Source organism: Clostridium vitabionis, from assembly GCF_015351765.1.
GTDB lineage: Bacteria > Bacillota > Clostridia > Lachnospirales > Lachnospiraceae > Clostridium_R > Clostridium_R vitabionis.
Window position 1 is genome coordinate 978,208 of the sequence record NZ_JADKQA010000001.1, and the last position, 13,466, is coordinate 991,673.

12 protein-coding genes are annotated in these 13,466 nt (G+C 57.3%); 3 read left to right on the forward strand and 9 right to left on the reverse strand.

The annotated features are described in order from the left end of the window. Window positions 1–54: 54 nt before the first annotated feature. Both ISF27_RS04265 and ISF27_RS04270 read left to right on the forward strand, forming a co-directional pair. Window positions 55–1,203, forward strand: a complete 1,149-nt coding sequence (locus ISF27_RS04265) for an NAD(P)-dependent malic enzyme (RefSeq protein WP_194609391.1) — start codon at window positions 55–57, stop codon at window positions 1,201–1,203. A gap of 20 nt (window positions 1,204–1,223) precedes the next feature. After that, the gene (locus tag ISF27_RS04270; RefSeq protein WP_194609393.1) at window positions 1,224–1,748 is read left to right on the forward strand and encodes a DUF4364 family protein; all 525 of its coding nucleotides are present in this window, start codon (window positions 1,224–1,226) and stop codon (window positions 1,746–1,748) included. On the opposite strand, the gene yihA is transcribed toward ISF27_RS04270, so the two are convergent. The 6 genes from yihA to ISF27_RS04300 form a co-directional block, all read right to left on the reverse strand. Then, window positions 1,717–2,325 (reverse strand): ribosome biogenesis GTP-binding protein YihA/YsxC, encoded by a 609-nt coding sequence (gene yihA / locus ISF27_RS04275; protein WP_194609395.1) that lies wholly within the window; start codon window positions 2,323–2,325, stop codon window positions 1,717–1,719. The genes ISF27_RS04270 and yihA overlap by 32 nt on opposite strands. Further along, on the reverse strand, window positions 2,322–4,655 hold the full coding sequence (lon, locus tag ISF27_RS04280) for an endopeptidase La (protein WP_194609397.1): 2,334 nt from the start codon (window positions 4,653–4,655) through the stop codon (window positions 2,322–2,324). The genes yihA and lon overlap by 4 nt, the downstream gene beginning before the upstream one ends. A gap of 392 nt (window positions 4,656–5,047) precedes the next feature. Beyond that, window positions 5,048–6,361 carry an ATP-dependent Clp protease ATP-binding subunit ClpX gene (clpX, locus tag ISF27_RS04285; protein ID WP_194609399.1) on the reverse strand — a complete coding sequence of 438 codons (1,314 nt, stop codon included), beginning with the start codon at window positions 6,359–6,361 and terminating at the stop codon, window positions 5,048–5,050. Between the two features lie 55 nt (window positions 6,362–6,416). Continuing rightward, window positions 6,417–6,998, reverse strand: a complete 582-nt coding sequence (gene clpP, locus ISF27_RS04290; RefSeq protein WP_194609401.1) for an ATP-dependent Clp endopeptidase proteolytic subunit ClpP — start codon at window positions 6,996–6,998, stop codon at window positions 6,417–6,419. 110 nt (window positions 6,999–7,108) lie between these two features. Then, the gene (gene tig, locus ISF27_RS04295; protein ID WP_194609404.1) at window positions 7,109–8,398 is read right to left on the reverse strand and encodes a trigger factor; all 1,290 of its coding nucleotides are present in this window, start codon (window positions 8,396–8,398) and stop codon (window positions 7,109–7,111) included. A 274-nt stretch (window positions 8,399–8,672) separates the two neighbouring features. Beyond that, a complete protein-coding gene (locus tag ISF27_RS04300) occupies window positions 8,673–9,224 on the reverse strand; it encodes a DJ-1 family glyoxalase III (RefSeq protein WP_194609406.1) in 552 nt (183 codons plus the stop codon). A 197-nt stretch (window positions 9,225–9,421) separates the two neighbouring features. Here ISF27_RS04300 and ISF27_RS04305 point away from each other — a divergent pair, with 197 nt between their 5' ends. Next, window positions 9,422–9,904 carry a CYTH domain-containing protein gene (locus ISF27_RS04305; RefSeq protein WP_194609408.1) on the forward strand — a complete coding sequence of 161 codons (483 nt, stop codon included), beginning with the start codon at window positions 9,422–9,424 and terminating at the stop codon, window positions 9,902–9,904. Window positions 9,905–10,178: 274 nt separating this feature from the next. On the opposite strand, the gene ISF27_RS04310 is transcribed toward ISF27_RS04305, so the two are convergent. From ISF27_RS04310 to ISF27_RS04320, 3 genes are all read right to left on the reverse strand, one after another. Next, window positions 10,179–10,553, reverse strand: a complete 375-nt coding sequence (locus ISF27_RS04310; RefSeq protein WP_194609410.1) for a desulfoferrodoxin family protein — start codon at window positions 10,551–10,553, stop codon at window positions 10,179–10,181. Between the two features lie 92 nt (window positions 10,554–10,645). Beyond that, a complete protein-coding gene (locus ISF27_RS04315; RefSeq protein WP_235986008.1) occupies window positions 10,646–12,106 on the reverse strand; it encodes a peptidoglycan D,D-transpeptidase FtsI family protein in 1,461 nt (486 codons plus the stop codon). Next, entirely contained in the window at window positions 12,093–13,466 is a 1,374-nt protein-coding gene (locus ISF27_RS04320; protein WP_194609414.1) for an FtsW/RodA/SpoVE family cell cycle protein, read from the reverse strand. Before ISF27_RS04320 ends, ISF27_RS04315 begins: the two co-directional genes overlap by 14 nt.

Here is a 13,466-nt window from a genome sequence, read left to right on the forward strand (position 1 = left end):
GAATCTTCCCGGCATCACACAGACACAGCAAGCAAAAAGGAGACATTTCCCGCCATGACAAATGCTGAAAAAGCTCTTAAACTCCATGAGGAGTGGAATGGTAAACTGGAAACACGCTGTAAGATGAAGGTGAGCAGCAATGAGGATCTCGCCCTCGCCTACACGCCCGGCGTCGCGGAGCCCTGCAAGGTGATCGCCAGGGATCCGGAGGCGGCCTACCGCTACACGATCAAGGCCAACACCGTGGCCGTCGTGTCCGACGGCTCCGCGGTTCTCGGCCTCGGGAACATCGGCCCCTACGCCGCCATGCCGGTCATGGAGGGGAAATGCGTCCTTTTCAAGGAATTCGGCAATGTGAACGCATTCCCGATCTGCCTGGATACCCAGGATCCGGACGAGATCGTCGATACGGTCGTCCGCATCGCCCCCGGCTTCGGCGGGATCAACCTGGAGGACATCTCCGCTCCCCGCTGCTTTGAGATCGAGGAGAGGCTGAAAACGCTCCTGCCGATCCCGGTCTTCCACGACGACCAGCACGGAACCGCGATCGTCGTCCTCGCGGGCATCATCAATGCCCTCAAGGTGACCGGCAAAAAGAAGGAAGACTGCCGTGTCGTGGTGAACGGGGCGGGCAGCGCCGGCGTCGCGATCACGAAGCTTCTTCTCCGCTACGGGTTCCCGGACATCACGATGTGCGACAAGTCCGGCATCATCTGCAAGGGACAGCCGGGACTTAACTGGATGCAGGAGAAAATGGCGGAGGTGACGAACCTTTCCCGGAAGACGGGAACGCTGGCGGACGCGCTCAAGGGCGCCGACATCTTCGTCGGTGTATCCGCTCCCCATATTGTCACCGGGGAAATGGTCGCCTCGATGAACAAAGACGCCATCCTCTTCGCGATGGCGAACCCCGTCCCGGAGATCATGCCGGACGAGGCGAAGGCCGCCGGCGCCCGCGTGGTTGGCACCGGACGCTCCGATTTCCCGAACCAGGTCAATAACGTCCTCATTTTCCCGGGCATCTTCAAGGGCGCCCTGGAAGGCCGGGCAAAGGCCATCACCGAGGAGATGAAGCTCGCCGCGGCGAATTCCATCGCCGCGCTTGTCCCGGATAGTGAGCTTTCCGACGAGCACATCCTGCCTTACCCCTTCGAGCCGGGAGTTGCCGACGCCGTTGCCGCGGCCGTGAAAAAGTATATCTGACGCCAGGAGGTTGAACCGGTATGGCTGAACCCGTCACACTATATAAACTGATGATCCTCTACATGCTGGACCGGGTCAATATGCCCCTGACCGGCGCCCAGTTTCAGGATTTCTTCCTGACCAGGGAGTACACGAACTATTTTTCCCTGCAGCAGGCCCTGAGCGAGCTGGAACAGGCAGGCCTTCTGAAAAAGGAGGAGCTGCACAGTTCCACCCGCTACGAGATCACCGGGGACGGGACACAGACCCTCGGCTTTTTCGGCAAAAAAATCTCGCAGGAGATCCGAAATGACATCGATTCGTTTCTCCGCGAGAATCATCTGAAAATCTATGAGGAGGTCAGCGTGATCTCCGATTATTACCGGACAGAAGGATCCGACTACACGGTGCACTGCGAGGTGCGCGAGGGCAAGTCAAAAATGATTGCCCTCGACCTCTCCGTCCCCGACGAGGAGACCGCGCGCCACATGAGCAGCCGATGGAAGGAGAAAAGCGAGGCGATTTATACCTTTCTCATGGCTCAGCTGATGGGCGGGAATCCGTGAGCAGGGCGTCCATCCGGTTCCAAATCTCGTCACGCCCCTCTTTATTCAACGCGGAGAACGCATAGATCTCCGCATTTTCCGGGAGGTTCAGTCCATCCCGGATGACAGCCAGCTGCTTTGGCCGCTGGCTTTTTTTTATTTTATCCGCCTTGGTCGCGACAACGATCGGGAGAAACCGGTGGTTCAGAATCCATCCGGCCATCAGCCGGTCGTTGTCGGACGGGGCGAGGCGCATGTCCACCAGCAGGAAGACCGCCCGGAGCGCCCGCGACTGATGCAGGTAGTCCTCGATCATTTTCCCCCACTGTGCTTTCACAGCCTCGCCGGCCTTCGCGTAGCCGTAGCCAGGAAGATCCACATAGTAAAATGCGTCGTTGATGCGGTAGTAATTGATCGTCTGCGTCTTCCCCGGCGTCCCGGATACCCTGGCGAAGGATTTCCGGTTCATCAGGGCATTGATCAGAGACGATTTCCCGACGTTGGACTTGCCCGCGAAGGCAAATTCCGGCAGGGTGTTCTTCGGGAGAACGCTGGTCACGCCGCAGACCCGCTCAAGTTCCACTGTTTTGATGATCATCGGCCTTCCTCACCTCCGGTAAATGCCTGGCGGATCACTTCCTCCATGCTCTTCACGTACACGATCTCCATTCCCCGCGTGATCTCCTTTGCGAGCTCCGCGACGTCCGGGCGGTTCCGGTCAGGAACCAGCACCTTCTTCATCCCCGCCTGGTTCGCGGCGAGAAGCTTCTCCTTGAGGCCGCCGATCATGAGGACGTTGCCGCGAAGCGTCACCTCGCCGGTCATCGCCACCGTTCCGCTGACCTTGCGTCCGGAAACCGCGGACAGCATGGCGGTGGACATCGCGATACCTGCCGACGGGCCGTCCTTCGGCACCGCGCCCTCGGGGATGTGGATGTGGATGTCGTGCTTCTCGAAGAAGTCTTCCTCCGCGCCGTAGCGCACGGCGACGGAGCGCACCCAGGTCAGGGCAATCTGGGCGGATTCCTTCATGACATCGCCCATCTGGCCGGTCATGATCAGTCCGCCCTTGCCCGGCATCACATTGACCTCAATCTGCAGGGTGACGCCGCCGACACTCGTCCAGGCAAGGCCGGTGACGATCCCCACCTGATCCTCGTGGTTGTGTTCCTCCTCAGGGACGCGCTCCTTGCCGAGATATTTTTCCAGATTGCCGGAATTGACGCGGACAGCCGTTTTCTTATTTTCCAGGACTTCCCGTGCAGTCTTCCGGCAGATGTCGCCAATCCTGCGCTCCAGGTTCCGGACGCCGGCCTCCGCCGTATAATTGTGGATAATCTTCCGGAGGGCTTCATCCGAGATCGTGAGCATCCCCTTCTTCAGGCCATTCAGCCGGATCTGCTTCGGAATCAGGTAATCCTTCCCGATATGGAACTTCTCGTTCTCCGTGTAGCTGGAGACCTCGATGATGTCCATGCGGTCAAGAAGCGGCTTCGGGATGGTCTGCGTCGTGTTCGCAGTAGCGATGAAAAGCACGTTCGACAAGTCAATCGGGATTTCCACATAGTGATCCCGGAAATGGCTGTTCTGCTCACTGTCGAGAACCTCCAGGAGGGCCGATCCGGTATCCCCCTTATAGTCGCTGCTGACCTTGTCAATCTCATCCAGAAGCATCAGCGGGTTGCTGACGCCGGCATCCGAGAGGCCTTCCACAATGCGTCCCGGCATGGCGCCGACATAGGTCTTGCGGTGCCCGCGGATCTCCGCCTCGTCCCGCACGCCGCCGAGGCTGATGCGGACATATTTTTTCCCCAGGGCGCGGGCGATGGACTGCGCGATGGAGGTCTTGCCGGTTCCCGGCGGGCCGACCAGGCAGATGATCGAGCCATTTCCCTTGTCCGTCAGGATCCGCACCGCGAGGGATTCGAGAACGCGGTTCTTGACCTGCTCCAGCCCGTAGTGGTCTTTCTCAAGGATCTCTTTCGCATGGCCGAGATCCTTGTTGTCCTCCGTCGTCTTATTCCAGGGAAGCTCCAGGAGGGTCTCCACGTAAGTCCGGAGCACATTGCCGTCCTGGCTGCCCGGCGGCATCTCCTCAAAACGGCTGATCTCCTTGTTCAGGCGTTCCTTCACGGAATCGTCGGCGCAGAGCGCCTTCACCTTGTCCCGAAGTTCATCCGCCTCAGATTCCGTATTGTCCCCGAGCTCATTCCGGATGACGTTCAACTGCTCGCGGAGGACGTAGTCCCTCTGGTTCTTGTCGATGGTATTCTTTACGCTCTCCTCAAACTCCCGGCGGAGCCTGACCACCTCGGCATTCGTGAGCAGCGCCTTGTTGACGGCGTCAAACTCCGCGCGGACGGTGTCCGCCTCGAGCATCTGCTGGCGTTCCTGGAACTGCCAGGGGAGCTTGCAGGCGATATCGTCGAGCATCGCCTCGAGCGTGTCCATCGAGGACACCTCCTGGCAGTATTCGAGAACCGGCTGCTGCCCGATCATCTGCGCGTAGTGCAGCAGGTTTTCCATCAGCACCCGGCGCATGGCCTCATGATCCACCGGGGAAATCTCCTCCGCCCCGGTTCTCTTCCGGCGCACGATCTGGCCGCTCAGGAAGGCGCCATTTCCGGTCAGCGCGTTTAACGATCCCCGCTCCTTCCCCTCAACCGAGACCCGGATCATGCCGTTCGGTGTCTTCACGTACTGCCGGACAATGGCGATGGTGCCGATCGAGTACAGATCCTTGAGGCCCGGGTTCTTCGCCTCGGGATCCAACTGCGCGGTGAGAAAAACCTGCTGATTTCCGGACATGGCGTACTCAATCGCCGCGATGGATTTCTTCCTCGCGACGTCAAAATTCACCGACATCCCCGGGAGGATCGTCAGGTTCTTCAGGGCAACCACCGGCAGTGTCATGATGTCTTCATCCATTCGTTCATTTCCTCCGTAGTGAGCAAATGCTTAATCTCGCACTAAACTCGCGCTTCGCCCGCTGGGCTCGCGCCCCGCTAAGTGCTCTGCGTAAGCAAATTTGCTAAGCTCGAACTGCGCTAACCGGGCTCGCGCCCCGCTCCGCGGATAGCCACTCCACTAAACTCGGACTGCGCTTTCGCTTGTCCTCGTTAAGTGGCTGGTTAAAGTGCTCTGCGTAAGCAAATTTGCTAAGCTCGAACTGCGCTTACGCTTGTTCTCGCCAAGCAAATTTGCATAGCTCGCACTAAGCTCGCGCTTCGCCCGCTGGGCTCGCGCTCACTAAGTGCTCTGCGTAAAAATAGCGGGCTGTGAGGTGTACGAAAACGCACACCCCGCAGCCCGCTGACGGATCAGGCAATCTCTCCCGGCTTGCTGCCGCGCTTGCCTGTGAAAGCCTTCCGCGGTACCGTGTTGTCACGGTAGGTGATCTCCGGGCCGCTCTTCCCTTCCACCACATCTTTCGTGATGGTGCAGATGCCGATCGTGGGATCAGACGGAATATCATACATAACATCCATCATGATGGATTCCAGGATGGAGCGGAGGCCCCTGGCGCCGGTCTTCTGCGCCACCGCCTTCTGCGCCACCGCCCGGACAGCCTCGTCGGTGAATTCCAGTTTCACGCCGTCAAGGTCAAACAGTACCTGGTACTGCTTGATCAGGGCGTTCTTCGGCTCGGTCAGGATCCGGACGAGGGCGTCCTCATCCAGTGTCTTCAGGGAGACGGTCACCGGGACACGGCCGATAAATTCGGGGATCAGGCCGAACTTGATGAGGTCATGCGGGAGAACCTGGCTGAGAAGGCTGTCCACATCCGCGCTGTTCTTGTTGATCACCTGTGCGTTAAATCCGATGGAACCGGAATTGAGCCGGCTCTCGACGATCTTCTCCAGCCCGTCAAAGGCACCGCCGCAGATAAACAGGATATTCGTCGTGTCAATCTGGATCAGCTCCTGCTGCGGGTGCTTTCTTCCGCCCTGGGGCGGCACGCTGGCCATCGTGCCCTCAAGAATCTTGAGCAGGGCCTGCTGTACGCCCTCGCCGGAGACATCGCGGGTGATGGAGACATTTTCCGACTTCTTCGTGATCTTATCGATCTCGTCGATGTAGATAATGCCGTACTCTGCCTTGCTGACATCGTAATCGGCTGCCTGGATCAGCTTGAGCAGGATGTTCTCGACATCCTCGCCGACATAGCCGGCCTCGGTCAGCGTGGTGGCGTCCGCGATCGCGAACGGCACGTTCAGGATCTTCGCCAGGGTCTGCGCGAGATACGTCTTGCCGGAACCGGTCGGCCCGAGCATCAGGATATTGCTCTTCTGCAGGTCAACATCGGACTCATCCTGGCTGGTAATTCTCTTGTAATGATTGTAAACCGCAACCGAGAGGACTTTTTTCGCCTCATCCTGGCCGATGACGTACTCATCAAGGAAGTCTTTGATTTCATGCGGCTTCGGGAGATTGATTCCGCTGAAATCGGGCTTTTTCGCCCGTTTTCCCTTTTTCCCCTTGCCGGAAAATTCTTCCTCCATGATCTCCGAGCAGAGTTCTACACAGTCATCGCAAATGTAGACGCCGTTGGCGCCGGCGATCAGCTTTCTGACCTGGTCCTGCGTCTTGCCGCAGAAGGAGCAGCGTATCTGGTTATCATTTCTGTTAGGCATCAGCCCACCTCGATTCCTCTCTCCGGGAACTTTCCCTCCGTTTTCGGCCTAACCCTCAGTGTTTTTCAATGACACTGTCAATCAGGCCGTAAGCCTTGGCTTCCTCAGCGGTCATATAGTTGTCGCGCTCCGTATCCCGCTCGATCTCCTCGATCGGTCTTCCGGTATTGGCGGCAAGAAGTTCATTCATGCGCTTCCGGGTCTTCAGGATCTCCTCCGCCACAATGCGGATCTCCGTCGCCTGTCCCTGTGCGCCGCCGGAAGGCTGATGGATCATGATCTCCGCGTTCGGGAGGGCATATCGCTTGCCCTTCGCGCCGCCGGCCAGGAGAAAGGCTCCCATGCTGGCTGCCATGCCGAGGCAGATGGTGGACACATCGCACTTGATATACTGCATGGTATCATAGATCGCCATGCCCGCGGTCACGGAACCGCCCGGGCTGTTGATGTAGAGGCTGATATCCTTCTCCGGATCCTCGGCTTCCAGGAAAAGAAGCTGGGCAACCGTCAGGCTGGCGGTTACATCGGTCACTTCCTCCCCCAGGAAAATGATCCTGTCCTTGAGAAGGCGGGAATAAATATCATAAGCGCGCTCTCCGCGGCTTGTCGATTCCAGTACTGTAGGAACTAACGCCATAAGCTTTAACTCCTTTCCGAAAAACAGATCATCCCGTAAAGAGGGAATTTCCCGAAAGCAGGGCTTCCGGGAAATCTCGCAGAACGTTATCTGATCCGTGTTGTCTGTTCTCAGACTAACTTTGCCTGATCCACCAGAAGATCAATGGCTTTCTGTACCTTCATATCTTCCTTGATCTGCGTCTCCTGGCTCTCATCGATAAACTTCTTGAACTTCTCCGCATCGGTGTTGTAGTCGGCAGCCATCTTCTCGATCTGGCTGTTGTAATCCTCGTCGCTCACCTGGATGTTCTCGGCCTCGGCAACCTTCTCCAGAACCAGCCTGGTCTTGATTCTCTTCTCGGCATCCGGAGTTACCTGCTCAAGGAGCTTGTCCATCGTCTGGCCGGTATACTTCATATAATCGGCAAGGTTCAGGCCCTGGCTGCGAAGTCTCTGCGCGTACTCATCAACAATGCCCCTGGCCTCAGTGTCAACCATGGCCTTCGGAAGCTCGATAGAAGCGTTCTCAATCGCCTTATCCACAGCCTCATTCTCGGTCTGGGTCTTAGCCTCGCGCTCCTTGCGCTCGCCGATCTTCTTCTTCAGGTCAGCCTTGTACTCCTCAAGGGTGGAGAAATCGGAGACATTGTCCGCAAATTCATCGTTCAGCTCCGGAAGCTGCTTCTCGGTGATCTTCTTCACGGTAACCTCGAAGGTCGCCGGCTTGCCGGCAAGGTCAGCCACATGATACTCCTTCGGGAAGGTCACGTTGATCTCATTCTTCTCGTTCAGGTTCTTGCCGATCAGCTGCTCCTCGAATCCCTCAATAAACTGATGTGAACCGATGGTCAGCGGATAGTCTTCGCCCTCGCCGCCCTCAAACGGCTTGCCGTCGACAAAGCCTTTGAAGTCGATTACGGTCTCATCGCCATCCTTAACCGGACGATCCGTAACCTCAACCTTTCTGGCCGCTCTGTTTCTGGCATTCTCAAGCTCCTTATTGATATCCTCGTCCGTCACCTCGGTATCCGGCTTCTTGATCTCAAGTCCCTTGTACTCGCCGAGCGTGATCTCCGGCTTCGTGGCTACTTCCGCGGTATAGATAAAATCCTTGCCCTTCTCGATCTGGACAACATCGATCTTCGGGTTGGAAACGATCTCCTCTTTCGACTCCTTTACGGCATCCGGATAGGACTCATTGATCACAGTGTTCGCCGCGGCATCGTAGAACATGCCCAGGCCATACATCTTCTCAAACATCTGGAGCGGCGCTTTGCCTTTTCTGAATCCGGGAATATTAAATCTGTTCTTATCATGATTGTAAGCTTTCTGAATCGCGGCATCAAACTTCTCCGCCGGAACCTCAATGGTCAGCTTAATCATGTTTTTTTCTTCTAACTGCTCAACCTTTACACTCATTTTTCGGGAGTCCTCCTTGCATGATCTGACGACGCCCTGCCGATAGGCGCCACACTACGAGATAGCATTATATCACAACAAATTTTAATTGAAAAGCACTTTGTTGCTGTTCAGCACATGCGGAGGGAGATCCCGCAAAGAGGCCGCCTGCGGACGGCTTTGCGGGATCTCCCTCCGCATGTGGCCAGGCGCCGCAGACGCCCGGACCCCCACATCGAGCGAAGCTTTGCTTCGCTCGATGTGGGGGCTGAACAGTAACGAAGATCCGTTTTCCTTACGCCTCGTACAGCATCCTCTCGGCCACACTTGCTGCCACCGCCGGTTCCGCAAGAAGCCTGACCATCTCCAGCCCGAAATCGAACGCCAAGCCGACGCCCCGCGCTGTCGTGATCTTACCGTCTGTCACGACGCCGGCGCCGGTCAGCTTTGCCCCGGTGAGGGTACCCTCATATCCCGGATAGCATGTTGCGCGCTTGCCTTCCAGAAGGCCAAGGCGCCCCAGGATCGACGGTGCCGCGCAAATGGCGGCTATGCGCTTTCCCTTCTTGTCCGCCTCGAGGAGCACATCACGCAGCATTTTGCAGGCATACAGATTCTCCGTTCCCGGCTGCCCTCCGGGCAGCATCAGCAGGTCAGCATCCAGGGGATCCACTTTCTCAATCAGCGCGTCCGCACGGATACCAAAGTGATGGGATCCGTGAACCTCCCGCTTCCCGGTTACCGAGACCAGCCGGACCCCAACACCGGCACGGACGAGTACGTCCGCCGCGGCAAGACATTCGACTTCCTCAAAGCCGTCTGCAAGAAATGCATAAACCGTCGCCATACTTTCCATCCTTTCCAGCGAAAACTTTTCCGTATGTTTGATTATATCACAGGTTTATTCAAAATTGCCGGATTAGATCAGACAATTTGCTGCAATTTTCTAAAAGCCGCAACAGTTGACGCCATGGCTTTCCCATGCTATATCATATCCGGCATAACTCATGAAGACAGCAGCGCAGGCAGCAGAAAGGCCAAACTATGGAAATTGAGCGCAAATATCTCATCGATGTGCGGACTCTCCCCTTTTCCCCCGATTCTTTCCCCTTTCATGAGATCGAACAGGGCTATCTCTCCGTCCATCCGGTCGTGCGGGTACGCCATTCCGGCAACCACTACCTTCTCACGTTAAAGTCTGAGGGAAGGCTTCAGCGGAAAGAGACGCAGTTCAGTCTCAACCGGGAAGCTTATGAGCATCTTCTCCGAAAATCTGACGGCATCATCATCCGCAAGCGCCGCTACCGCATCCCGCTGCCCGGCCAGTCCCTTCCGGCGGCACTCGACCTCTATAGTGGAGAGTACACCGGGCTCGCGGTCGCCGAGGTCGGCTTCTCCTCCGAAAAAGAGGCCATGGCGTTCCAGCCGCCCGCCTGGTTCGGAAAAGAAGTGACCTTCACCGGCGAATACCGGAATGACCAGCTCTCCCGGCGGCATCCGTCCGACTGGAAAAAGCATACGGCATAAGCGAATTTGCTAAGTTCGAACTGCGCTTTCGCTTGTTCTCTCTAAGCAAATTCGCATAGCTCGCACTAAACTTGTGCTTCGCCCGCTGGGCTCGCACCCCGCTCCGCGGATAGCCACTCCACTAAATTCGGACTGCGCTTTCGCTTGTCCTCGTTAAGTGGCTGGTTATTGTTAAGTGCTCGGCGTAAAAAGGATCCCCGGTGCTCTTGAACCGGAGATCCTTCCTTTATTTCCATCTTTATTCGATCTTTACTCTGCAGACCGTTCCCTGGGCTTACAGCTCCTTCTTCCAGAGGCCGTGAAGGTTGCAGTACTCATACGCGGCAACAGCCTTCTCGCCGTCAGCCAGGCGGAATGCTGCCTCCGGCTTCTCTTCCGGCTTGAGATATTTCGTCATATAGCCCTTGTCTGTTTCCAGGACAATCCACTGGATGTAGTGCTTCTCCACCATCGGGTGCTCAACCTCGCCAACCTTGACACAGACATTCTCCCCGTCGATGCTCACGACAGGAACATGCTTCTCCACAGCGGCGTCCGTCGTCCCCGGAACGAGCTCGCTCATCAGCTCCCCGCAGCAGGTCAGGCCGGCACAGACATGGTTGAAAGATGTCAGGATGCTTCCGCACTTTTTGCAGATATAAAATTTCATTGCACTTTCCTCCTTCTTCGGCACGCCGCCCGCCATCCGCCGGCAGTATGCCAGACTATGTCCTCTGGTCAGAAAATTCTGTCATTATCATATCATCTCTGCAGATATTTGTCTATCACCGCCCGCGCAATCGGAGCCGCCGTCCGCCCGCCCGATTCGCCGTTCTCGACAAGCACGCAGACCGCGATCTTCGGGTCCTCTACCGGGGCAAAGCCGACATACCAGGCGTGAGAAGCGCTGTCCGAGCCGGTCTCCGCAGTGCCGGTCTTGCCGGCCGCGCTGTAGGAGGCATCCCGGAAGGCTGATCCCGTGCCGGATTTCACAACCTCCGTCATAAATTCCGTGAGCGCAGACGCCTCCTCCGCGGACATGATGCTGCCCTCAGATTCGGGGAGGAAAGTCTTCCCGGCCTGTCCGGCAGCATTTTCCATATGGTCCATCAGCGTCGGCTTCATCACCGTGCCGCCGTTCGCGATTGCCGCCGTGATCATGCAATCCAGAAGCGGGGTCATCATGGTTTTGCCCTGCCCGATGGCGGTCTGCGCCTTCTCCCAGTTCGAGGCATCCCCATTCAGGGAGAACAGGCTCTTGCTGGAGACCAGGTCATACGGGAGCGCGCTGTTGAAAAAGCAGCTCTCGGCCAGTTCCCGGAAACGCACCGGATCCAGGGACTCCCCGATCTGGGCAAATGCGCCGTTGCACGAATTGGCAAATGCCTGGAGAATCGTCTGCTCGCCGTGCTTTTCGCCGTGATAGCAGCGGATCGAATACCCGTCGGATTTGAAGGTTCCCGTACAGTTGTAGGTAAAATTCATCCAGCTGTCCGGATTTTCCCGGATATACTCGAGAAGCGTCAGAATCTTGAATGTTGACCCCGGCGGGTAGAGCCCCTGGGACGCACGGTTGAGCAGGGCGGCCTTGGAATCGCTGTCCTGCGTGAGCTCCTGCCAGCGGGCATCCAGCTCATTCGCGTTAAAATTCGGCTGGGATACCATGCAGAGAACCTTCCCGGTGTCCGGCTCCATCGCGATGACCGCGCCCCGGTTGGATCCCATCGCCCCGCTCGCCGTCTCCTGGAGATCCGACCGGAGCGTCGTCACCAGGCTGTCGCCGGGATTTTTCTTATTCTGAAATTCGTTGACGGTCTTCTCGATGAGATTCACATGGGAGCTCAGCAGATAGAAATTTGCGAGCGACTCAAGGCCGCTCCGGCCATTTTTGCCGGAATAGCCGACCGAATGGACGTAAAGGTAATCATAGGGATAGTGCCTGGCCTCCTTGCCGTCATCCCCGGTCTTCGTTTCCGCGAGCGTCTTGCCGTCGGCAGAAACAATGCTTCCGCGGACGACCCGGTCCGCAAACTTGTCCAGGCGGGGATTATACGGGCTTCCGATGATCCCTGGCGCGCGGAACTGGATAAAATACGCATAGTAGCCGATCAGCCCGAAGAAGAGTGCCGTGAAGAAAACCGTCACGACGGCGATATTTCTTCCTGCCCGCCTGCGGTCCCTTTTCTCCGGATCCTCCCGCCGATTTCTGTCAAAGATCTTCAATATCGCTCTCCTCCATTTCCTGCTGGGTGCCTGCCCCGGCAGGTTCCGGTTTCCAGTCATCGTCATCCGCCTTCAGGATGTAAATCCCCTGGATGACAGCGAACATCAGGAAGCTGCTGAGCACGGAGCTTCCGCCGTAGCTGACAAAGGGCAGGGTCACGCCGGTGGATGGGATGAACTTGGTCACGCCGCCGATCGTGAGAAAGACCTGGACGATATAGATGACGCCGAGGCCGAAGGCAACCAGCCGGTAGAACCCCGCCTCCATGCGCCGGGCCAGGCGCATAAACTGCAAGAAGCAGCCGAGGCAGATCAGGATAATGCAGATCCCGAAGATGCCTCCGAACTCCTCGGAGATGGCCGCGAAGATAAAATCCTTCGTGACCACAGGGATTTTTTCGGGCATGCCCTGATAGAGGCCCATGCCGAACCACCCGCCGGTGCCGATGGCAAAAAGCCCCTGGGCAATCTGGTAGCCATTCCCGGAAATGTCCGCGAAGGGGTTCTGCCAGGCTTCAACACGGATCTGGACATGGTGAAACAGATGATAGGCCAGAACTGCCGCGAGGCACCCCGCGGCAATACCGGCAATAAGGTACTGCCAGCCATTCACCGCCACGAAGAGCATCAGGAGATACGCCGTGAAAAAGATCAGGGCGCTGCCCAGATCCTTCGAGGCGACGAGGACGAGGACGTGAAGCGCCGCGGCGACAGCTGAACGGACGATCGTCCGGAAATCCTTCGCCCTGTAGAACATCGCGGCCACGAAGAAGACAAATGAGAGCTTCACGAACTCCGACGGCTGGAAGGAGAATCCGCCGATCCGGAGCGAGAGCTGTGCGCCGAAGGCCGCCTGCCCGACCACTGCGACGGCAGCAAGAAGAAGGATGCCGCCGATGCCATAGACCCAGGGAATCTCCGCAAGCTGCCATACCCTGCCGATCAGGGCGGGGATCAGGAGAGAAAGCACCGCGCTCGCGAGCACGATGACAAACTGCCGCATCGCCCGCTCGGAGCTGATGCGGGTCAGCATAATGAAACTCACCGCCATCAGCATACAGATATTGTTGAGGAGAATCCGCGAAATTCCCGGATATATCGCCATCGAGGCCGCGAGATACCCGGCGAGGAAAGCCATCTGCACCAGGCAGAACGCCAGCGTCAGGACATCCTCGGTTCTCAGCCAGATCACCGTGTCCGCGAGAATCAGGATGAGAAACATGCACTTGACCTGGTTTCCGCAGACATAACTCCGGTCCTCCTGCCAGTACAGGGAAAAATACCGGAAATTATAGTACGTGTACAGCAGGATCAGCAGAATCATCATGTACCTGGCGAGCTGCGTTACCACATTTGCCAT